Source organism: Bacillus seohaeanensis, assembly GCF_042684945.1.
GTDB classification, from domain to species: Bacteria; Bacillota; Bacilli; order Bacillales; family Bacillaceae_B; genus Rossellomorea; species Rossellomorea seohaeanensis.
The window spans coordinates 20,622-43,935 of record NZ_JBHUMF010000031.1 but is presented as its reverse complement, the minus strand read 5'-3'; the positions used below and the strand labels follow the sequence as shown (position 1 = coordinate 43,935).

Here is a 23,314-nt window from a genome sequence, read left to right as displayed (position 1 = left end):
CAAGTAGAAGTTGGAAAACCGAAGATTGGGACAGTAAACCTGTCAGAGACCACTGAAAAAGTAGCTTTTTTATCGCCTGCTAAGCACACATTTTACGAATTTCACAATTTCCAGCTAAAAAATTCTGTACAATGGTAATGGAAACAAAATAAGCTCCTTTCTTAGAGGATAGTATTGCTGCTATCCTCTTTAAATTTACTGCTAATGCAGTTAACTTGGCTTGTAAGGCCATGCTTTTTAGACCGTACCCTTTGGCACGACCTAGCCTATGAAAATTCTTCATCTCACCATTTTTCCATTCCTGGCAAGCTCTTTTCTTGTATTCCATTTTAAATTCTTCCTTTTTTTGTTCCTGGCTGTATCCATAAAATTCCGGGGTATTGATACCAACTTCCATTACTTTACCCACGGTCTTCCCCGAAATACAAGCGTTCCTTATGGGACAATTTCGGCATTGTTCCTTTTCGAAGTAGTATCGATAAGATTCTCTGTTTCTCCCTTTCTTGTGATACTTGCGAACGGTGTGATTCCCCTGTACACAGAACCATTCGTCTGAGTCTTTAATGTAGCCAAATAGATCTTCATCAACCTTGTAAGCCATCTCACTTACAGGTATGTATGCTTTGGCTTCTGCTTCTTTGATTTTATCGAGTATCGGTTTTCTAAAATAAGCTTTATCCCCAAATACTTTCCCTATCTTTACACCACTTTTTTTCGTTAACTCTAATAACTCTTCAAACTTACTTCCATCCACATAGGCTCCATTGTCCACATGAACAGCGGTGATGATTCGATCTTCCGTTGTGATCATAAATTCCGTTTTATAACCGAAGAAATGGGAAGTCTTACTTTTATGTCCAACTCTAGCGTCTTGGTCTACGATGGAACGGACACCTTTTTGCTCCATAAATTTAGGATCATCAATAATCGATTTCGCATTCTCTAGTAGTTCCGTCACTTTTGGTGTATTTACTACGGTAACCGTTTCTTCTATTTTTTGAATGGTTTCTTCAAGGTAGGATTTCATGGTTGCTTTGGCTTCTTTATGATTCTCTATCTCTTTATAGTTAGGAATTTCTTGGTTTATTTCCTCTGGAACTTCTCCGCATTCCTTCTCCACCGTTTTAAAGATTTTTTTCGCTAAACGCTTCATGACTCTTTCGGCAGTACACTTAAATGTGTTGGCTTCTGTATGAGTCGTATCAATGCTAATCCCAGATCCTTCTAGGATTCCTTTTCCCACACATTGTCTAACGACTTCAGCGATGACTTCATCAACCGTCAGGTTTCCTTCTAATTTGTTTTTACGGAATTTTGTTAAAAGGCTTGGGTGAGGGAGGTCATCGTCTGGATTTATCCCCAAGAAATACATGTAAGCAAGATTTAATGAAGCATCTAAAACAACTTTCTCATCTGATAGATTATAAAGATGTTGGAGTACTAACAGCTTAACCATAAGTTCGGGTTCTTTGGCTGGTCTGCCATAATACTTACAATAAGTTTGTTCAAGTGCTGCATTGATAAAGCTAAAGTCCACTTCATCTTTCAGTACCTTGAGCGTATGATTATCGGGGATTTTATTATATAATACGGAGTAGATGCTTAATTGCATATCTTTGTCTTTAAGCATAAAAGAAAACCTTCCTTCTTTGATTAATTGGTTCTTGGTCGATTCAATTATATCAAATTTAGGAGGGTTTTCTTTTTTTTTTAAGGATTTTACAATATTTAGGGGTTGTTTTTCAGTGGTCTCAACCTGTCACCTTGTCCCTCCAGAAAAAATAACTTCTGACAGCCTTTTTTCATTATTCTTTATTTTGTTGTGCAGTATAAACATTCTCTCATAAAAGTTACTGCTTACAACACTTAACTAACGTCTTTTAGAAAGGCTCTTTTCTTAGAGACTATTGTTTTCACTTATAAATTTTGCCTGTTGATTTCCACTAAAAAGCTGCAACCTTTACGAAAAGAGCCAAAATTAATAACTCTTCTTCCACTAAATCGCGTCGTTCGTACAATAAAAAAGCTGCCATAATGACAGCTCCACTCTTAAACTTCGGCACCCAATAGTGGATCAAGCCAAACTATATTCTACTGTCTTTTGTTCACAAAATACCGTTGCCGACAAACACTTGACTAAGCCTCCGTTACATTAGCGGAAAATAACTCAACCTCTTTCTTTCGCCTTCTGTGTATCTCTAATATTTTTTTGAACTGTTACGGCAGCAAATAAACTAAGAACAAACGACATACCATAAAATCCCTTTTCGCTTAAAACAATACTTCCTGCATTGTATAAGCCAATAGCCATTAGTGAAATAGAGACAATAAGTGCAAACCAACTAATACCATAATAGATAGTAGTGACTGGTATTCCTTCCTCTTTATCTCTTACTGCTTTTTGTAAAGATACTGCTGAATAAAGTCCGAATACTAAAATGGCAAAATAATATCCTTTTTCGTTCAATTGCATCGATGCGTTAAACAAACCAATAAGATAAGCCGTAACACCTACTAACAACGCTCCCCAAGAAGCCCCTTTGAAGGCTGAGGTCGGTTCTCCCTCTTTCCTTTCTGTTTTCATTTTTGAATTATTTTGTTTTCCTTTATCTAATAAAACCTCATTATCATTAGACATTCCATTTTCCCCTCCACCTTTTTATCTAATAAAATGGAGCACCGAAGATACACTGCAGTGCTCCTATCTATATCTATTATATAGAAATCTTTTACAAATGATAGATAAATTTATCCTTAATTTCCAATCAAGATTTCTGTACTAACGACTAGCCAAATCCCCCTGCTTTTTAGCTAAAGCTCTTTTCTTAGAGATTGTTGTTTTTACTTATGAATTTTACCCGTTGATTTCCGCTACGGGCACAAGACTCCGCTCCAATCAACTCAGTAGGTCCAACTTAGTTTTCAGCTGAAAAGTAACACTCTTTACGAAAACATCCTTAGCTAAATAAGAAAAGCCACCAATTAGTAGCTGGGCCCTCTCGGTAGCGTTACCGTTTAGGTGAAATTCTCCACAATCTAGTACAGAAAAAGAAGGAGTATAACCGTTACCGTTAAGTAACCATTATACTCCTCCTTCTTTTATTCCATTACATTTCTAACAAATAAGTTTTTGTTTTTGAATACAACGATACTCACGAGGGCAAGCAGTAGCCCTGAAAGGATAAAGACAAACCTAATTCCTAAAAAGTCTGCGAGTATCCCCATAGCAAGAGAACCAATACCAAAAACCCCTGTTTCAATAGCACCTAAAGATGTATAAACTGTTGCTAAATGCTCTTTTGAGACACTTGTTTGGATAATTGTTTGTTGCGGAATGTTTTTTATTTGCGCAGAAATGCCAACAAATAGAGACAACAATAACGCGATGATGGGAATACTATTTATGCTGAATAATACTGTAACAAAGAATCCAGCTAGTGAACCAACAAAAATAAAATTGCCTAATCTTTTTTCAATAAAAGAAGAGCACGTAACGCAATAAATACTTCCTATGATCAACCCTAAAAAGAAGGCTCCATTAATAAACCCCCACCATTTTTGATTTACCTGTAAAGCATCGCTCACGAATACGTATAAAATTGCAGCAATCCATACTGTTCCTGCAATAGTTTCAAAAAAGTCTACCCAAGCAATTTTTTTCAAAACTGGAGTATTTGCTAAAGTTCTCCACCCTTCTTTGATCAGTTCTACCTTTCCTTTTTGCTCAGTTGGTTTATGATCTACATTTTCTAAATAGCATAGTAGAATACTTGCCACAACGAACAAACATCCAACTAACCAAATAAGTTGTTGTGAACTCATAAACATTAAGAATAAACTACCTACAAACCACATAGCCGCTTGAATCACTTGCGTTACGGTTTCAGCAATCCCATTCGCTTGAACTAATTTTTCAGGCGTCACATAATGCGGAATTAATGTTTGCCTTACCGGGTTTGCACAGCCGTCAAGAAAGGCAATTAACCCCATCATTAGAAACATCCTATAATAATTAGACGTTGTTATTCCCGCTAACATAAATCCCAAAAGAATAAGCAAAACGGTTTTTCCTATTTGCGATCCAGCCATCAACCACTTTAAATTTACTTTCCCCATTAAAAGCGGCGTTACTAAACTGGATACAAACATGGATGAAGTAATAGTAAATGGAACAAAAGATGCTGCAGTTGCTGAACCTGTTAAAACAAAAATCGTACTAATTATACTTACCACATATAGAACATCACCAATATTCGCAAGTGACTGCCCGCACAGTAATAAAGAGAGATTTTTATTCGGTTTCATGATTTATCCCCCATTATTTTGATAACTAACTCAAATTAATAAGGGGATTTTTAGATTGGACTGTTCATTTTTACTCCTTCCATATTGCAGATAAACCTGGGGGATCAAGATTTATCTTAATTTTTTTTACTAAGCATTACTACATCATCGCTTTACTATCAGTACTCTACCAAGACTTTTAACGGGTGAACTTTTCCTTCACTTAAATCCTCAAAGCATTGACTTCTTGTTTACTTATTTTTAATTCAAATATATTGCTTAACTGGGATCCATTCTGTTTTATATTTTCAAAATACCATTTAGAGTGTTTTTATAATCTAAGCCATCACTCGAACCCACAATTTTTAATTCCTTCTCATAAAACTCTGGTTGAAGTTCAAATTTTTCTCTATTTCCATCGGACAGTATGCAAATTCCAGCATCTACAAGTAATGATTTTTGAAGTGACTTAAAAGCTTCGTTATGTGCTGAACACTCTATCCCATACTCGTAAAAATCCGTTGGACATTCAGAAGTATCATTTACAAATTATACGAATGAATTTTCAGACTTTTAAATTATACCATATTTCTCCACTAAATCCTTCTTTACTATTAATTTCCTATCTTTTTTAATTAAACTGCTGTCCGTTAACCCAATACGTTCAATAAAAGAATGTTAACTTGTCCTTGAATTTGGCCATTTATTCTAAGCCTATTTCAGCAATCCCGCTTAAAAAATCCCAATTTCTTGGTATTGTAACGAAGAAATTGGGATTTCGTTCTTAATAAGATTGTCAGATCTTTGGTATATATTTCTATATAACATTACCTATATGAATCATGAGTTGAATGAAACAAATCTTCCTCTGCATTTCTGACAATTGAAAAGTGCTCAACATTGTAATGACCGTGAAGCGTTTCATTATGATGCCTTATAATTTGTTCTGCACTTAGAATATCGCTGTCCGTTGTTGAATGTCCATCACCGACTAATGTCACATCTAAACCACTCATCGTGGCTGTTCTGACTGCACTATCTATGCAGTGTTGTGTTGCACAACCCATAATGACAACATGATCAATAGCTTGAGATTTTAAATGATTTAGAAGTCCCGTCCCGTGGAAGGAATTCGTTGCAATTTTATCGATAAACGTTGCATCCATAGGCACATTAATTTCATCGTGAACTTGAAACCCTGCCCCATTCCCTTCAGCAACTTCCAGATCCCTTACAAAGACAACGGGAACATTGGATTTTCTTGCTTTTTCAATCACTAAATTGATATTCCTAATAAGCTGTTCTTTATGAAAAACCGCACTCTCTTCTTGATTTCCGTCCATTAATTCTTGCTGAGCATCAATAATTAACAATGTTTGATTCAAATGATTTTCCCCTTTCAAATGTGGGGAATCGCTATATAATTAATTTATTTAGACGTATTCCCCTTGGTATTTTTTACGTCAGTATATTTTTTGTTAATCATACTATCTACCTCCTAACCAAACTTCGTCTACAAACTAACATTCACAATTTTTAGACAATTTTATTTTAACACATTTTCTTTGTCTTGAATAATACCTTCTATGATTTTTGCAGCTTGAGCATCAAACTTTTTATACAGTCCACCTCAAATTTTATTATTTTTATCCTAAATGAATATAGAAATCAGTCTTTGCACCCGTTAAAGTAACGTGTAATACTTCTTTTGTTATTTGCAACTAATAACTTATTACGATATACTCCAAATTCATTAAAAAAATTAGGTTTCCCTACATCTTCAAAATACTTATTCCATTTAAACATTTTGAAAAAAATCTTCATTGTCGGCTTGTAATTTGACTTCTCTAACAGAAGTTTTTGAAACAAAAATCTCTTTATTATTCGATATATTCTTATTGAATACTTTGTATCTAAGAAGATAATCAAATCTGCGTTTCTAAAACTATCAGCAACCCAATCGTCATGGTGAACACCCTCTATAATCCAACGTTCAGATTGAATAATTGTATTCAAGTATTCTTTTCTCTCTTTCTCAGTCCTTCTTATATCGCCCGACTTATGCCTTATCCAAACAACGTTATCTAATTCATGAAATGGAATAGTAAACGTTGAAGATAATTCTTTTGCCAAAGTTGTTTTTCCACTTCCCACCGAACCAATAATATGTATTTTTCTAGGTATTCTTTTTTCCAAATTACCCCACTCCGGACATTGTAACTTTGTATCTACTCCATTGTTCAAGTGTAATATTTCACGTATTTAAACCGTTTATGCTCGGGAAGTAAGAGGATGTTTAATTTGTAATGGAAACTGGTTATTCGCTTTTGTTTTTACGAATAATACATCATCACCATTAAAAATATCACTTTGTATATCTAGCCCTTTATAGTCAGGTGTATAGTGAAAGACAATTTTATTACTATCGCTATTAGTAATCTTTGCAAGAATAGTATCTATCTTAACTTCTCTTTTACTAACAATATCAAAGATGTTTAGCTGCTTATCTTCTTGCTCAAAAATGACAATTGCCTCTTCCTTCTCTAAGTAGTAAATAGTATTGGGAAAGACATATACACAATAAAACATTAGAAGCCCTTGAGAATTTTGCGTACCAAATGCTTGAGAAACAGGTATTCTTTCGGATGCAAATTTATAAATAAACTGAAGGTCCTCCATCTTATTACCATCGAGTTTATGAATGCCTGTCAAATCTGATTGACTCGGTGAATATTCCATTGAAAACTGATATTCCTTAACTGATGTAAACCCGAATTTAGGATAAAACTCTAAAACATTTTGATTGGCAAACAAGTACATAAAATCATAATTATTCTCGTACGCTTCTAAAACCTTATTCATTAGGCTTCTTGAAAGGCCGCGATTTCGGTAGTCAGGATGTGTCATTACCGTACCAATCTGTATCGCTTTCTTTCTCTCACTATCTATAACAAAATCTAAAATATTGACGGAAACATTAGCCACTACTTTAGTCCCGTCCACATAAGAAAACGGAATATAGCGGTTATTCCAATATCCTTTTTGGTACCACTCTTCAAAATTAATCCCAAAAACCGAAGTAGCAAGTTCATTGAAACTTTTTCTTAATTTCTCATTACTTTTATAATCTTTCAAAAGTGTTAACCCATTCATTTTTTCTCTCCTTAAGTTTTCCCCTTTACAAACCTACTAATCTAATTTCGAAGAACCAAATCAGCTTGTTTCATTGGATCTTCAGTCTTGATATAATAATCTTCTGCCTTCCAGTATCTATTTTTAAATTTCTCCATATTACTCTGCGTACCAACGCTTTCACGATTAAATCTTTTTTCTCTCGGGCAATCGATATAAAGCATAAAATCATAGAAACGTTTCCATTCGCTTCGTTGTAAAAAAACACCTTCCACTATAATGAAACACGTTTTAGGTAGAGTAACGGATTTCACTCTATGTGTGTCTGAGTGATCATCGTAAGTTGGTAGATGTAGTTCGTTAGATATTTTTAGCTTTTGGAAAAAGTTATTCTTTAACCATTCTACATCCCATTGTAGGTTATAGTATTCAAACCACTCTTCATTTTCCGTGTTATAACGCCTTTTTCTTTCCACGATATAGTCATCTATGTGAAAAATCTGTAATGGAACATTCTTTTCCTGTAGTGCTTGCTTTACTTTATTGGCAAACGTCGTTTTACCTGAGCGACTTAAGCCATCAATTCCAAGAATAACCCTATTCCCGTTTTCCAGTTGTGGAATTTTTTCTACTAAAGTGAGAATGCTATCTTCCAAAAATCTCCCCCCATTATAAAGATTTATTCTTGTTGATTTCCCCTAAAGAATTCACTTTTAAGAATACTCATTCTTAAACGATCAACAAATTCTCCATTCCTTCGTCGGTCTTGTCTTAAAATTCCTTCATCAACATAACCTATTCGTTTATAGGACTTAATTGCCTTTTCGTTATCGACTTCTACCCTTAGCCAAATCTTGTTAAGTTCTAATTCGTTAAACCCCCAGGCAAGCATTTCTTTCATAGCAGATAATCCATACCCTTTGCCCCAATAATTTTTATCACCAATCGCTATTCCTAATTCAGCATGTTTATTTAATTTATCGATGTTCTTTAAATCAATCCACCCTATATGCTTTCCCTTCTCTGTTAAAATTGCTTTTTGTTCATATCCATTTGTTCGATTCATACACATTTTTATCCAATTTTGCGTTTCTTCACGGCTAAATGGTGGATACTTTTCTGGCATATTAAGATGTCTTGTTACTTCTTTATCCAAACACCATTGATAACGGTCTTCTACATCATCAAGAGTTAATTCTCTCAATTGTACTCTCGGTAATTGTTCTATTTTCAATTGCCTGTCCCCCTACATGTCTACTCAATAGCCTATTCAGCTTTTCTGTTCTATTCGTTCCATATATTCACATCAATGTTAACATAATATCCCACTCATTAAATCAGAAATTTCTAAAAGTGATGGCAAAAAAGAAGACCTGCAACATACGGAAGTAGTTTTGTTTTCGGGGAGAATAACATAGCAAGATCGCAGCTTGAACGAGTATGTTAAGAAGATAAAACAAGCATTCGAGGGCTAACTCTATATTATTAATAGTATATTTTTTCTTGTTAAACTATTGACGCTGGTTAGTAAAGGAGGGCTATTTTCGTAAAGTATGTTATCTATGGGAAATGGACTGTTCCTTTCCGCTTCAATCCACTCTGAGTTTTTATTTATTGTTAAAAGTAACAACCTTTTAGACAACAAATTAAAGGAAATTCCATGAATAATATAGCCTAAAGGAAAATATATAAGGAGTAATAGTATAAACAATTTTTGATGTCTACTATATGTCTATAAGGTGCTGATTTTTTGTATAGGAATAGAAAGAATGTACATTTCGTAATCTTTTCTCTTTTTTGCTTGCTTATAATTCTTATTGTTCATGTTATTCTTCATGTGAAAGTTTATTTGGTATACAGTGCAAGTATTGGGTCAATTTTCACGATAGGACTAATCATTTTTCTTATTGTATTACTCTACTTTAAAGCGTGAATGATCTTGAAATGAAAGGAGGGGGCTTCCTGCCTCAAGTAGAATGTTCTAATAAGTCCTACAGGATCTCTACAGGCGTGAATTTGGACACGACCTCTCCCTACAAAAACTCTATTTTTTCCAACCAAACTAATATCAATATAAAGAAAAGGAAAAGTCCTATAGAATATATTGTAATTATGTATTCTTTTTCATTTTTTGTATACTTCCATTCCATCCAAGCTCTAAAACTATACAGGACTAGATAAAAGATAAAGAATATATATTTTATTTCTATTATTGGTTCTCTGGAAAATGATGCATAAGCGACAATAATGAGAAAAAGAGTGATAACCAACCTTTCTCCCCATTTATGAAAGGTATTAACATGTTCGTATATCTTACCTTTTGGCGTCTCTATTTTTAATGATTTCCTCAGTAATTTATCCAATAAAACTCCCAAAATAACAACAACAATAAAAATTCCAACTAGTTTGATAAAAAACATCACCCGAACTCCTTTCTACCTATTTACTATTTTAGCATTAAATAACAATTCATTTGTCAGATCAGTAGATTTTTATTTTACCGACCGGGATAGCAGTAAATAAATAAATTCCTGTGAACTTTATCATTCCATTCAGGTGACCCTTACAGTAAACTGACAACTATCTTTGAAAACTAGTTCCCTCTACAAAACCTAAAATGAAGGACGGAACCAACAATAATTACAAATAAAAAAACCGAGTGCAGAAAATTCCACACTCGATTTTACATTTATTCACATTATTTTTTTAACATTTCATACTGACGAATCACTTCTTGCGTGATCTCACTATCTTCCTCTAAGCCACTTACTTCCTTCAATACGCTTGCAACACCATTTTCTTTAATCATCGCTTGAAGTTTCACTGCTTCCTCGTCTTCTTGATAATCAAATAGTAGTGCGGCAGCAATTGCTTTCGCTAGGTTTTCATAGGATAATCCTGCTTTTTGTGCTTCTGTTGCAGGACGAACTAATCTGTCTTCTGGTCCTAGTTTACGCATAGGTGCTCGACCTACTCTTGTTACGCCATCATTTAAATAGGCGTTTTTAAAGCGCTCGATAATTTTTTCGATATACTTCAGATGCTCTTCTTTATCTAAATTATATCGTTTTACTAAGTAGTCACCAGTCTCTTTCAACGTCTCTTGAACTTGAGCCGCAATTGTTTCATCCGCTAATGTTTTATCAATAGTCGATTTACCACCAAGGTAACCAAGATACGCAATGACAGCATGGCCAGTATTAACCGTAAATAATTTTCTTTCGATAAATGGAGCCAATTCTTCTACTATTTTCATTCCTTCAATTGGAGGAATGCTTTCTTTTGTTTCAACCACCCATTCAAAATAAGGCTCAACCAATACATCTAGTGATCCTTGATTTTCTTGAATTGGAACAATACGATCGACAGCAGAATTAAAGAAATATACTCTACCATCTAATTTTCCTTTTGTATCTTCATCTAGGTTGTCTAGAATGTGTTGCTTTAAAATATCTGTTGCACTTATTTGATTTTCACATGCAATGACATAGATTTTCTCATCTGTTGTTTTCACACGCTCTGCCAAACCACGAGCAATTAGTGGAGCAATTCTTGGTAAAATGTTCGGTCCAATAGCAGTTGTTAGATATGTTGCTTCTTTGATTTTTTCAATGACTTCAGCTTCTTGCGTCATATTATTTAAACCAGAAACATTCGTGATTGTTGTTGTTTCTTCTTGATCTGTAGCTAATTTTACTTTGTAGCTTTTTTCTTCATTTAATTGATTGATGATTTGCTCTGCAATATCGACGAATGTTACATGGTATCCTGACTCAGAAAATAAAGCTCCAATAAAACCTCTACCAATATTCCCGGCTCCAAAATGAACTGTTTGTTTCATTCTTATCATTCCTTTATCAAATTATTTTGAAGGTATTCTAAAAATAAATCTTCTATTTTTTTACGAATCATTGCTTCATTAGAAGATGAAAAGATCATAATCGCTTCATCTGTCTCGATTAAACTTGTGCTAATGAGACTCAATATTTCTTGCTCTCGCAAACTCAAATTCACTGGCGCAAGCATCAAGAGAAGATTTTTCATCGGAACGTCTCGACCATCCATTCCCTTAACCATACAAGGCTCATCTAAATGAGAAACTTGAAATATTAACCCTTTAATACTAGCATCGCGACAATGATATAATCCCATGTTTGTTTTCGGGATACCGAGACCACCTTTTTTCTCCCGTTCTTGTAATTGTTTCATTACTTGTGTTGCATCCGTTACTAAGTGGTCTTGCTCTAATTTCTCTACCATTTCCGTTAAAACTTGATAATGATTAGGAGCATTTGTTTTCTGATACACACGTAGATTATGTAGAATTGCTTCCATACTAGTTTGAACATCTTTTATTTCTTGCAAAACATCTTTTACGTTTGGCTTCTCTTTTCTAGAAACAACATCCTTTTCGCTTACCGGGTTAAGATATTGTTTCCGACTAGTTAACTCTTGCAGATTACTTTGTAGGAAACTACGAATCGTTACGATATCCTCGTCACTCAAAAGTGGTGTTACCAAGATATAATCCACATCCGCAAAAGGTAATCTTACAGTCGAAATAATAACATCATATTGATGAATATTCGCTAATTCAAAGTCTTTGATTGATTTGATTTCCACTGTATTGATTTCCATAATTTCTTTTTGAATCCGGCTTGCTAGCATTTTGGATGTGCCAATCCCCGTCGGACAAACGACAACGGCATGGATATTTGCTCGTTCTTCATTCATTAATAATGCAGAACCAAAATGGAGAACAATAAAAGCAATCTCATCATCCGGGAATGTAATATCTGTAAACTCTTTTTGCAGGCTATTTTTCACAGCCATAAATAAAAAAGGATACTTTTTCTTAATCTCCCCTGTTAATGGATTAAATAATCCCATTTGTTGCTTCAACCGAAAGATAGACGGCTCCATATGGGCAAGCAATCCTTGAAATAACGAAAAGTCTTTCGACAAGTCGACATGCAGTTGCGCAGAAACATGTTGGATGACATTCTTAATAATCTGTCCTAACATAATACTGTCATAATCAACCGAACCCGCCGCCTGCAGTTTCGATCCTTTCAAGATAACCGTCAGAAAGCGAATATCATCTATACTAATTGGTACACCTAGAGCCTTCTTTACATCCTCACATAACTGTTCCATCAACTGAAATTCCGTAATAAATTCCGTTGTTATTTCGGCTTCTTGTTGTAAAACAAAATTATTTTCTGTCCGCTGAACCGTTATACAAATATGTACGATCAGTCCTAAATAATCACTGTCCGCTAATCTTGTTTGTCCTCTGTCAATTGTGTTATTGACCAATTCATCAATCTTCAGAAGATAGTGAGGAGGAAAATACCCAAGGACGTTTCCCTTTACTTGATTCCCCTTTTGCAATAAATACAAGCTTTCCATTAACTCCTCGTGAAAATGAACAAGAAAATAGTTGGCGAGAGCTTTTCGTCTATTCGCTTCTTCCCCGATAAGCTCTACTCCAACTCCTCTTTTCCTCGTCAATGTGATAGAGAAATTGTTCAACCAGTTTGTTAAATCATCTAAATAGGCAGTTAATGTGGTGATACTAACCCCTAACTGTCTCGCTAGCACCTGTGTCTTAAAAGATGTTCCTTCATGTAACAATTTAATGAGCAACTGTAACTTTCTTTCTTCTGGTGTTTCATTAGTAGGGTGAACATTCGATAATTGTTGAATAAGTTTAAAAATATGCTCATTTTTCCCATCAATAATTAGACCATCATTGGTATTTCGATTAAGTTGTAACTGGAACTGGCTTAATATTTTTTCAACAGCCTTTAAATCGCGCTGAACGGTTCTCACGCTTACATTAAGAAAAGCTGAAAGCGAATGAACCGTATGCTTACCAGCTGTCTTAACAATCAAGTCAATGATGAACTTTTCCCTTGATGTAATAAACATACCTTACACCCATTTCTTTTATATTGATGCTCTATTTTTTACCTACGAAAAAAAATAACGGAATAGCAGGGCAGTTCACCTGTCCTTTGTCTAGTTCCAGTGGCTAGCCCGCTATGAAAAAGAGGATTCCCCTATAAGGGCAAAAGGCGTCCTTTTAGGGGAATCTCTATTTTCATTACGAGCTGACCGAGCCACTTGCACTTTTCGGTCTACTCCTTCACACTTAATGACTATTAATAATATCTTTTAATTCTTTTGCCGTTTTGGCTTGTACCATCTGTTCGATATTATCCATTTCTGAACAAATAACAGCAATGTTCGAAAGAATCTCTAAATGGGTACCGTCTTTACCAGCAATACCGAAGATCAATTTTGTCTCTTCGCCATCAAATTCAACACCATTTGGCACTTGAATTACGGTAAAACCAGAACGGATAACCGCTTTTTTCGCTTCTTCTGTACCATGTGGAATCGCAACATTATTCCCCATGTAAGTAGTTGTGATATTATCACGTTCCACCATAGCATCTACATAGCTTTCTTCTACATATCCTGCTTTTACGAGTGCTTCCCCAGCAAAACGAATCGCTTCTTCTTTGTTCGCAAATTCTTTATTAAGGAAAATATTTTCTTCTCGTAATAAATCATCGTCATCATGGTTATGGTCCGCACCTGTTACATCTGCTTGCGTTTCTTCTACCACTTCTGTCAGTTCTTCTGATACACCATTTTGTAAGCTATCAATTAGTTTATCGTATTCAGGACTTGATAGGAAGTTATCTACTGAAATGTGGTAAGCATTAGGTAATTTTCCTTTCGCACGTGGTGTTAATTCTTCTTGCGTAATAACAACCTGTGTGTCACTCGGTAAATTACTAATCGCTGTATTCGTAACAGAAACTCCTTCTAAACCAGCTTCTTTCACTTTTTTACGAAGAAGTGAAGCACCCATCGCACTTGAACCCATACCAGCATCACAAGCAAACACAATCTTGCTTACGTTTTCTGGTAAAGTACCTGAATTAGAAGCGAATGAACCAGCTACAGAACTTTTCTTGCCTTTCATTGCTTGCATTTTTTCAGCAGCTTCTTCAATATTTTCATCTTTTTGTTTACCTGTTTTTAGTACGAATGCAGAAATAACAAACGATACTACAGTCGCTACTATGACAGCAGCAAAGTTAGCTAAATAAGCACTTCCTTCTGGAGGAGTAACCGCTGCAATCGCTAAAATACTACCTGGAGATGCTGGAGCAGCCAAACCTCCACCTAATAGTACTAGCGTGAATACACCACTCATTCCCCCTACAATAACAGAAACGAACAGCATTGGACGCATTAACACATACGGGAAGTAAATTTCATGAATCCCACCAAAGAAATGAATAATTCCCGCTCCAGGTGCTGATTGCTTCGCAGTACCTTTTCCAAATAAGGTAAACGCTAATAACACACCAAGACCAGGTCCTGGGTTTGCTTCCAATAAGAATAGGACTGACTTACCAGCATCTTGAACTTGCTCTAAACCGATTGGTGATAGTACACCATGGTTAATTGCATTATTTAAAAATAAAATTTTTGCAGGTTCGATCAGGATACTCGTTAATGGCAATAGTCCTGCTGCTATTAACCAATCTACTCCTGCTACTAACCAGTTCGTAAATCCATCCACCGCTGGACCAACAGCTAGGAAAGATAGTATCGCAAGGATTCCACCAAGAATACCAGCAGAAAAATTGTTAACAAGCATTTCGAATCCAGATTTAACTTTTCCCTCAATTGCTTGGTCAAACTTCTTAATTACGTAACCACCAAGTGGCCCCATAATCATTGCACCTAAGAACATTGGCGTGTCCGGTGCACCGATAATAACACCCATCGTAGCAATTGCCCCTACGACACCTCCACGTTGATCGGCAACAAGTTTACCACCAGTATAACCAATTAATAGAGGCAATAAGTACGTCACCATTGGACCAACTAATTTGGCAAGGCTTTCATTTGGGAAGAAGCCTGTTGGAATAAACAATGCCGTAATTAATCCCCATGCAATAAAAGCACCAATGTTTGGCATTACCATCGAACTTAAGAAGTTACCAAACTTCTGTACCCCAACTTTTATATTTGATTGAGCCATTTTAAACTTCCTTTCACTAAAAAAATACGAAATATCTACAAGGCTTTTCCATCATAAAATACGAATAATACCTTCTTCAAGCTTATCGAAAACTAACTTTGTCGCACACATGATGACAAACCTATAGTTTCTCCATTAGCTTACCCTCATTCTTCTATATGATTATTGCTTATGTTCCGGAAAGAAAAACAATAAACTTGTTTGGGGCTGGCTCTTCTCTACCTATTTGGGTCTGGCACCCGGGGGTCTGGCTCTTTTTCTCCTGTTTGGGTCTGGCACCCGGGGGTCTGGCTCCTTTTCTCCTGTTTGGGTCTGGCACCCGGGGGTCTGGCTCCTTTCCCCCTATTTGGGTCTGACACCCGAGGGTCTGGCACGCTTTCCCTTATTTGGGTCTGACACCCGGGGGTCTGGCTCCTTTCCCCCTATTTGGGTCTGACACCCAGGGGTCTGACTCCTTTCCCCCTATTTGGGTCTGACACCCGGGGGTCTGGCTCCTTTCCCCCTATTTGGGTCTGACACCCAGGGGTCTGGCTCTTTTCCTACTATTTGGGTCTGACACCCAGGGGTCTGGCACGCTTTCCCCTATTTGGGTCTGACACCCAGGCCCCGACACCTACACGCCAAAACTTATTATGGATGTAATACTCTTTATAAAAAACGATATCCCCCTTCATTTTTGACATCAGACAGTAATGAAATGCTTGGTTTTTTTCTTTTATTAAAGGAAATTAACAGTTCTTTTAAACCGTAGTAATATCTAATTTCTCGACACTTTTTTCAAAATAGCTTGTTTATAATGGCTTTAGCTTTTAGGGAAGGAGTTGAACTCCCTGTCATTAGATTCCTAGGATCATTACTATTAAGAAGATAATTAAGAGGAGGACTTAAAAATGAAAATGAAACGACTTTGGAAACTAACAGTTCCGGCATTTGCTTTGGTGCTTGCAGCCGCGTGTAGCAATGGTGAAGACATCCAAGAACAAGACGTAAATCCTCAAGAAGAACCTGTTAATGGTGATGTGAATACGGAGGAACCTGCTAGTGGCGGTATGGATACAGAAGAGCCTGCTAATGGCGATGTGAACACAGAAGAACCCGCCAGTGGAGGTACGGATACAGAAGAGCCTGCTAGTGGCGATGTGAACACAGAAGAACCTGCCAGTGGAGGTACGGATACAGAAGAACCTACTAGTGGTGATGTGAATACAGAGGAACCGGCTGGTAGTGATGCAAATACAGAAGAATCTACTAACTGATTATAAAAAAAGAGGAAATGCTTATTGGCTTTCCAAATACTTACTACCTAGTAAACGACCTGAAACTTTGACAAAGCAATTGTCTGTGAGCAGCTTTACTCCAATAATGATCCTTTGTCCTTTACAAGTGATCACACAACTATCCTTTTCTTGCAGTAGTCGTTTCGCTGCAAGAAAAGGGAAATGAGGAGGATACTTGATGGAAATGATACTCTATCTAGGCGCATATTTATTGGGTGCTTTTACCATTATGTATCTGCTTACAGCCACGTTTAATCTATTTAGCAAATGATGAAGCAGAACTAATTTTGAAGCTACCAAATCAACGCAATAAAAGGACAACGAGAAATCAAGGATAGAAGAATAGTGCAATAGAAATGGTAAAAGAAGATTTAGCGGCAGAGCTAACGCCGAAAAGGACAGACCTTGGTCAAGAAGAAATGGAAGAATGGAGAAAATCATTTTAATATTTATTGCCTAAATCCCCTGTATAAAAAAGCTTGTAGAACAGTACCATACTCTCTACAAGCTTTTTTATTAGTATTAATAGTATAAAACTATTGAATTCAGCCCCTACCTAAGAACAAAATTTTAGTATGGTAAACGCAACGTCTACTACTTACCTTGGTAGCTTAAAAAACTCCTTATTCTCACTAAAGTTTCCAGCAAGTCTCCCTAGCGGCTGCAGTTTTTCAAGATTTATTTTATAGTTTCCTAAATAATAGTCTTCTTCGATGTGGTAGCGAACCATTTTTCCAATGATTAAATGGTCGCTCCCGAGTGGAACAATTTGCTCTAGCTCGCATTCCATTTGAATAGGTGCTTCTTTCACACGTTTCGGTTTGACAACACTGCTATCAATAGGAGTAAGGCCAGCCGCTTCAAATTCATCAACATTGCTCGGTAGATTTTCTGAGCTTTTTTGCATTTCGTTTCCAAGAGATGATTTGACGACATTGATAACAAATTGTTTTTGTGAACGAATATTAGTAAGTGTATCTTTTACCGTACCTTCTCGCTCCCCTACTCCCGGGCCGACGGAAATGCAAAGCATCGGCGGGTTTCTTGACGCTACTGTAAAAAAACTGTAGGGAGCTAGATTGAGCACTCCTTCTTCTGAAATCGTGGAAACCCAGGCAATCGGTCGAGGAACAACCGACCCGGATAATAGTTTGTATACTTCTTTTTCTGCTAATTCGGTTGGATTAAATTCCATCTGTAGAAATCTCCTTTGTTTCTTTTTTCATTAGATTGGTGTGATTGGATCATCCTTGACTGTCACAAAATCTGGACAAAACCTCTTTCACAATTCCATCACGCTTTTACATCAATGTCCAATGACGCAAGGTCTTCTTCCTGCTTTCGACTTTGCTTAACAGATGGGGTAAGTAAGGATCCACCGACACAAATGACAAAGTTTAAAGCAAGGCCGATGACGCCACCGTGGATTCCATAAATTGTTTTGTACCCCGTAAAGGTAAGAATTCCTGCTAAAATGGCACCAATCAGCATTCCCCAAAAGACTGCTCTTCCATTTAAGCGTTTCCAATACAGGCCAAGGACAAAGGCAGGGAATACTTGTACTAACAATTCAAACTTTAACACGAAAATCTCATACAATGTACCAGGAGGATTCCAAGCAAGCCATAGTAATAAGATGACTGCAACAATTCCGCCTACTTTCCCTACCATTACTTTTTTATGTTCTGTAGCATTAGGATTAATAAATTTTCCGTACACATCATTTGATAATAAGGAAGAAAAACTCAACAGTACGGAATCAGCAGTGGAAACGATAGCTGCTACAATTCCACCGAAGAAGATAATCATTACCCAATAATAAAAAGGATTAATCGCTGCAATTTCGTTGGCCATTAGTCCAACTAATTGCTCAGACCCTGATGTATCAAGCCCAGGGAACAGCATAATCCCGATAAGTCCGACTAAAAATACAAGTCCTGTTGTAATAGGTGGCATCCATGCCATACGGGAAAATGACTTTTTCAACGTCTTTTCACTTTGAGCAGAATAGATTCTTTGCACCGCATGCGGATAAATACTTGCACCAAATCCGACAAGTAACAGCATACTAAACCAGTTAATTGATACTTCAGCAGAAGGTACAGCTGTTTTTACAGGTTCTAATTCATTAATGTAATGGGTAACATCTGCAAAGCTTCCTCCAACTAAGTACAAGCCTCCGATAAGAAAGACGATAATACCGATCATAAGGATAACTCCTTGCATAACATCCGTGAAGGCAACGGCTTTCATTCCACCTAACCATTCATACACTAACATAACAACAACAAAGACAATAACGGCAATTTGATAAGGGATAGTACCTCCAGTCATTCCTGATGCAGCTTGTCCAATCGCGACTAATTGCTCTAGTAAGTAGTTTCCTAACCCCCATAACATGAGGAAAATACTAAGAAGCGTGACGGCTTTCGACTTAAATCGAAACTGGAGCCAATCTGTTGGGGTAACAAAATTTTGGCGCTTGGAAACAACGTAAAGTCTTGGAGCAAACAATAGGTAGACTCCGATAATAATTGTCATAAATGATACCGATTGGAGCCACGAAAATCCTGTTCGATAGGCTGATGGTGCATAGCCTACAATTGTGTTTCCACTATATTGTGTTGCATAAAGCGTGAAAAACAATGCAATAAATCCTAAATTTTTTCCTGCCAAGTAGTAGCCAGATAAACTATGGTGTAAGTTCTTTTCTCCTCGTCCAGACAAATAACCGATGACAAGCATAACAATCGCAAAGACTGATAGAATAATAATTCCGTCCATTCCAGCAAAAATTAAATCGCTCACGCTTTATCCCCCTTCCCGCTTTCCGCTTCTTCCTGCTCCTCAACGATATTCCACTGACTAATACAAAGCCAGCTGAGAATTCCACAGAATACGATGGAGAAAAAAGTAGAAACAAATGCCCATAATGGAAACCCTAGAATAAACGGTTCCACAGCATTTTTGGGAAAATACCACGGAACAATCGCTAGAATGTTTAAAATAAGAACAATCCAAATCCACTTTTTCCTTATCGGTTCCTTTATTTGCCCAGTTTTCATTTCGCTTCCTCCCTTGCATAATTATCTACCTTTTCAGAAAATAAAAGACACAAAAATTTCCTTTTGTTACTTTTCTAGTTGATAATAGATTTTATGACTTTTCTCAAAGGAGTTAATGTTTTCTTCGAATTGTAGTGTAGCACCAACTTCATCTAACCCTTGTAAGAGTAGTTGTTTTCGGTACTCATCTACACCAAATTCAGCTTGAAAACCGGCATTATCTACTACTTTTTGATTCTCTAAATCAATCGTTAATTGATAGCCACTTTCGTTTGTTTTTTGGAAAAGTTGTTCCACTTCTTCTTCACTTAGTACAATCGGTAATACTTTATTCTTAAAACAATTGTTATAAAATATATCTGCATATGATGGTGCAATAATTACTTGGATACCAAAGTCATTGATCGCCCATGGAGCATGCTCCCGTGACGAGCCGCATCCAAAATTTTTACGGGCCAGTAAAATCGGTGCCTCTCGATATTCTGCTTTGTTAAGAACAAAGTCTTCTTTTAGCTTTTCCCCCTCAAAACGCCAATCATAAAAGAGAAACTGACCAAACCCTGTTCTTTCGATCCTTTTTAGAAATTGTTTTGGAATAATGGCATCTGTATCAACATTGGCTACGTCAAGTGGTGCAACAGTTCCTGTCACTTTTGCAAATGATGAAGTCATTATTTTACCCCCTCGCTCTCTTTCGTTTTCCATGTTCGAACATCGACAAAATGACCTTTAATCGCGGCAGCCGCTGCCATTTCAGGACTTACTAAATGAGTTCTAGCCATTCTTCCTTGTCTTCCTTCAAAGTTTCGATTAGAAGTAGAAGCGCAACGTTCACCCGGTAAAACAATATCTTCGTTCATCCCAAGGCACATGCTGCACCCTGCTTCACGCCATTCGAAACCAGCCTCTTTGAAAATCTCATCTAGTCCTTCTTGCTCCGCTTGAAGTTTTACAAGTTGGGAACCAGGAACGATTAAAGCATTGACACTTTCCGCCACTTTGTATCCCTTTACAATATTCGCCGCTCTTTGCAAGTCCTCGATTCGACTATTGGTACACGATCCGATGAAGACTTTGTCTATCTCAATATCTGTAATACGAGTATTCGGTTGTAATCCAATATACTGTAACGCTTTTTCCGCTGCTTTTCTTTGATCAGCAGGCAGTTCTTCTGGTATTGGAACGGATCCTGTAATTCCTGTACCTTGTCCAGGGTTTGTTCCCCACGTTACTTGCGGTTCCACTTCTGATGCATCAAAATCAATCGACAAATCAAACTGCGCATCCTCGTCGGAATATAACGACTTCCACTCGGTCAGCGCTTCCTCCCACTCCGATCCTTTTGGTGCGTATTGTTTCCCTTTTAGATAGGCAAATGTCTTTTCATCCGGTGCAATTAATCCGGCTCTTGCACCCATTTCAATTGTCATATTACAGACGGTCATTCTTCCTTCCATGGAGAGATTTTTAATCGCTTCTCCACGGTATTCAATAACGTAGCCTGTTGCAAAATCGTGTCCAAATTTTGCGATGATTGAAAGGACTAAATCTTTTGCTGTCGTCCCTTTTGGAAGCGCTCCATCGATATTGATTGCTAATGTTTTGGATTGGAATTGTTTTAGTGTTTGCGTTGCTAAAACATGTTCTACTTCACTCGTTCCAATCCCAAAAGCTAGTGCTCCAAATGCTCCGTGTGTGGATGTATGACTATCCCCGCACACAATTGTTTGACCTGGCTGGGTAACGCCTAATTCTGGAGCAATAACATGGACAATTCCTTGGTTGCGACTTTTCAAGTCAAATAACTGGATACCGAATTCTTTGCAGTTTTTTTCTAACGCATCTACTTGTTTCTTCGCCACTTCATCTTTAAACGGTAAAGAGCGATCCGTTGTTGGAATACTATGGTCCATCGTCGCTAACGTTAAATCTGGTCGCCTCACTCCACGACTATTTATTCTTAATCCTTCAAATGCTTGCGGAGATGTTACCTCATGAATTAAATGAAGGTCAATAAAAAGAATTGCTGGCTGGTTATCTTTTTCGTGAACAATATGTTTCTCCCAAATCTTTTCATATAATGTTTTCCCCACTGTTTTCCCCTCCTTATTTTTCTTATATGATTTTGGCATTCGCTAATTCTTCTAATCTTTCTTCGCTATATCCAAGTAGTTCTCCGTAAATTTCTGCGTTATGTTTACCCATTATTTCTGCTCCTGGTTCTTTTACTTTTCCTGGTGTACGACTTAATTTCGGAACCACTCCAGGCATTGGGAAATCCCCTAATTGTGGATGGTCTACGTTTATAATCATTTCACGTTCTTTGTAGTGCGGATCTTCTAGGATTTCTTTCGCTGTATACATTAATCCGGATGGTACTCCTTTTTCCTCAAGAATTTTGAGTATCTCTTTCGCTGGTAAAGACTTTGTCCACTCCTCAATTAAAGAATCTAATAGTTTCATATTCTCTCCTCTTGCATGATGTGTAGAGAATCGTGGATCATCGGCTAACTCTGGCTGTTCCATTGCCTCTGCCAGTCTTCGGAATACACCATCTGCATTAGCCCCGATGACAATATAGGTCTTATCTTTTGTAAAATAAATATTCGATGGCGCTACACCAGGGAGAATATTCCCCATACGCTCTCTTACATAACTAGCAAGTAAATAATCAGGAATGATGCTTTCCATAATCGAAAATACTGATTCATATAATGCCGTATCGACCACTTGTCCTTTTCCTGATTGCTCTCTTTCATGCACAGCTACTAAACAACCAATCGAGGCAAATAATGCTGTTAGCGTATCACCAATAGATACACCTATTCGGGATGGCGGTCGATCTGGAAATCCTGTTACATTGCGAAGGCCCCCGATCGCCTCTCCTACACTTCCAAATCCAGCTCGATCTTTATACGGACCTGTTTGTCCAAAACCAGAAGTTCGGACCATAATTAACCCTGGATTAATTTCAGACAGTGTTTCATAAGAGAGGTTCCATTTCTCCATCGTTCCCGGGCGAAAGTTCTCTATAATAATATCTGCTTCTTTTACGAGTTCTCTTAATACTTCTTGCCCCGCTTCTTCCCGTAAATTTAACGTAATTGATTTTTTATTTCTTGATTGAATCGGCCACCAAAGGCCAACACCATCTTTTGTTTTTCCCCAACTTCTCATTGGATCTGCTTTTCCAGGTGGTTCTACCTTAATGACCTCTGCTCCAAAGTCAGCGAGTAATCTTCCGGTGAATGGCCCTGCTATTAATGTTCCTAGCTCAATCACACGTAAGTCTTCTAAAGGTAAGCGATTTTCAGACATATGTAATACCTCCTCTTAGTTTGTAATGACATGGACTACTTGTCGTTGATTCCAATAGTATTTTTACATACAAATCTAAATTTTCTTAATCTTGTATACAAATTTAATCGTTTGTATACAAGAAGTCAATAACCAATTAAAAATTCCCTTATAAATCGTTATTTTTA

Annotated in this window: 19 protein-coding genes; 1 reads left to right on the top strand and 18 read right to left on the bottom strand. The window is 36.9% G+C overall.

Features of this window, described 5'->3' with window-relative positions; genetic code table 11:
* Window positions 1-79: 79 nt before the first annotated feature.
* From ACFSUL_RS13460 to ACFSUL_RS13405, 12 genes are all read right to left on the bottom strand, one after another.
* Window positions 80-1,630 (bottom strand): IS1182 family transposase, encoded by a 1,551-nt coding sequence (locus tag ACFSUL_RS13460; RefSeq protein WP_377936225.1) that lies wholly within the window; start codon window positions 1,628-1,630, stop codon window positions 80-82.
* Window positions 1,631-2,167: 537 nt separating this feature from the next.
* On the bottom strand, window positions 2,168-2,638 hold the full coding sequence (gene yiaA, locus ACFSUL_RS13455; RefSeq protein WP_071411868.1) for an inner membrane protein YiaA: 471 nt from the start codon (window positions 2,636-2,638) through the stop codon (window positions 2,168-2,170).
* 461 nt (window positions 2,639-3,099) lie between these two features.
* Entirely contained in the window at window positions 3,100-4,305 is a 1,206-nt protein-coding gene (locus tag ACFSUL_RS13450) for an MFS transporter (protein WP_377936222.1), read from the bottom strand.
* Window positions 4,306-5,111: 806 nt separating this feature from the next.
* Window positions 5,112-5,669: a cysteine hydrolase family protein gene (locus tag ACFSUL_RS13445; protein WP_377936220.1), complete on the bottom strand. Its 558-nt coding sequence runs from the start codon at window positions 5,667-5,669 to the stop codon at window positions 5,112-5,114.
* A gap of 283 nt (window positions 5,670-5,952) precedes the next feature.
* Entirely contained in the window at window positions 5,953-6,480 is a 528-nt protein-coding gene (locus tag ACFSUL_RS13440) for a DNA topology modulation protein FlaR (protein ID WP_377936218.1), read from the bottom strand.
* A 75-nt stretch (window positions 6,481-6,555) separates the two neighbouring features.
* Window positions 6,556-7,437 carry a GNAT family N-acetyltransferase gene (locus ACFSUL_RS13435; RefSeq protein WP_377936216.1) on the bottom strand — a complete coding sequence of 294 codons (882 nt, stop codon included), beginning with the start codon at window positions 7,435-7,437 and terminating at the stop codon, window positions 6,556-6,558.
* A 41-nt stretch (window positions 7,438-7,478) separates the two neighbouring features.
* Entirely contained in the window at window positions 7,479-8,072 is a 594-nt protein-coding gene (locus ACFSUL_RS13430) for a kinase (protein WP_377936214.1), read from the bottom strand.
* Between the two features lie 23 nt (window positions 8,073-8,095).
* Window positions 8,096-8,650, bottom strand: coding sequence for a GNAT family N-acetyltransferase (locus ACFSUL_RS13425; RefSeq protein ID WP_377936212.1), 555 nt, complete (start codon window positions 8,648-8,650; stop codon window positions 8,096-8,098).
* Window positions 8,651-9,449: 799 nt separating this feature from the next.
* Window positions 9,450-9,836, bottom strand: a complete 387-nt coding sequence (locus ACFSUL_RS13420) for a DUF4181 domain-containing protein (protein WP_377936210.1) — start codon at window positions 9,834-9,836, stop codon at window positions 9,450-9,452.
* A gap of 278 nt (window positions 9,837-10,114) precedes the next feature.
* A complete protein-coding gene (locus ACFSUL_RS13415) occupies window positions 10,115-11,257 on the bottom strand; it encodes a mannitol-1-phosphate 5-dehydrogenase (RefSeq protein WP_071411859.1) in 1,143 nt (380 codons plus the stop codon).
* Between the two features lie 5 nt (window positions 11,258-11,262).
* Entirely contained in the window at window positions 11,263-13,350 is a 2,088-nt protein-coding gene (locus ACFSUL_RS13410) for a BglG family transcription antiterminator (RefSeq protein WP_377936208.1), read from the bottom strand.
* 223 nt (window positions 13,351-13,573) lie between these two features.
* Window positions 13,574-15,487, bottom strand: coding sequence for a PTS mannitol transporter subunit IICBA (locus ACFSUL_RS13405; RefSeq protein WP_377936206.1), 1,914 nt, complete (start codon window positions 15,485-15,487; stop codon window positions 13,574-13,576).
* A gap of 890 nt (window positions 15,488-16,377) precedes the next feature.
* Between ACFSUL_RS13405 and ACFSUL_RS13400 the strand changes: the two genes are divergently transcribed.
* Window positions 16,378-16,743, top strand: coding sequence for a hypothetical protein (locus ACFSUL_RS13400; protein ID WP_377936204.1), 366 nt, complete (start codon window positions 16,378-16,380; stop codon window positions 16,741-16,743).
* Window positions 16,744-17,362: 619 nt separating this feature from the next.
* Here ACFSUL_RS13400 and ACFSUL_RS13395 read toward each other — a convergent pair.
* The 6 genes from ACFSUL_RS13395 to ACFSUL_RS13370 all read right to left on the bottom strand — a co-directional run bounded on the left by ACFSUL_RS13395 (window position 17,363) and on the right by ACFSUL_RS13370 (window position 23,147).
* Window positions 17,363-17,959, bottom strand: coding sequence for a flavin reductase family protein (locus ACFSUL_RS13395; RefSeq protein WP_377936202.1), 597 nt, complete (start codon window positions 17,957-17,959; stop codon window positions 17,363-17,365).
* Between the two features lie 98 nt (window positions 17,960-18,057).
* A complete protein-coding gene (locus tag ACFSUL_RS13390; protein WP_071411854.1) occupies window positions 18,058-19,572 on the bottom strand; it encodes a sodium:solute symporter family protein in 1,515 nt (504 codons plus the stop codon).
* On the bottom strand, window positions 19,569-19,829 hold the full coding sequence (locus ACFSUL_RS13385) for a hypothetical protein (RefSeq protein WP_377936199.1): 261 nt from the start codon (window positions 19,827-19,829) through the stop codon (window positions 19,569-19,571). The genes ACFSUL_RS13390 and ACFSUL_RS13385 overlap by 4 nt, the downstream gene beginning before the upstream one ends.
* Window positions 19,830-19,895: 66 nt before the next feature.
* A complete protein-coding gene (leuD, locus tag ACFSUL_RS13380) occupies window positions 19,896-20,501 on the bottom strand; it encodes a 3-isopropylmalate dehydratase small subunit (protein ID WP_377936197.1) in 606 nt (201 codons plus the stop codon).
* On the bottom strand, window positions 20,501-21,961 hold the full coding sequence (gene leuC / locus ACFSUL_RS13375) for a 3-isopropylmalate dehydratase large subunit (protein ID WP_377936195.1): 1,461 nt from the start codon (window positions 21,959-21,961) through the stop codon (window positions 20,501-20,503). The genes leuD and leuC overlap by 1 nt, the downstream gene beginning before the upstream one ends.
* Entirely contained in the window at window positions 21,945-23,147 is a 1,203-nt protein-coding gene (locus ACFSUL_RS13370; RefSeq protein WP_377936193.1) for a CaiB/BaiF CoA transferase family protein, read from the bottom strand. The genes leuC and ACFSUL_RS13370 overlap by 17 nt, the downstream gene beginning before the upstream one ends.
* Between the last annotated feature and the right edge of the window lie 167 nt (window positions 23,148-23,314).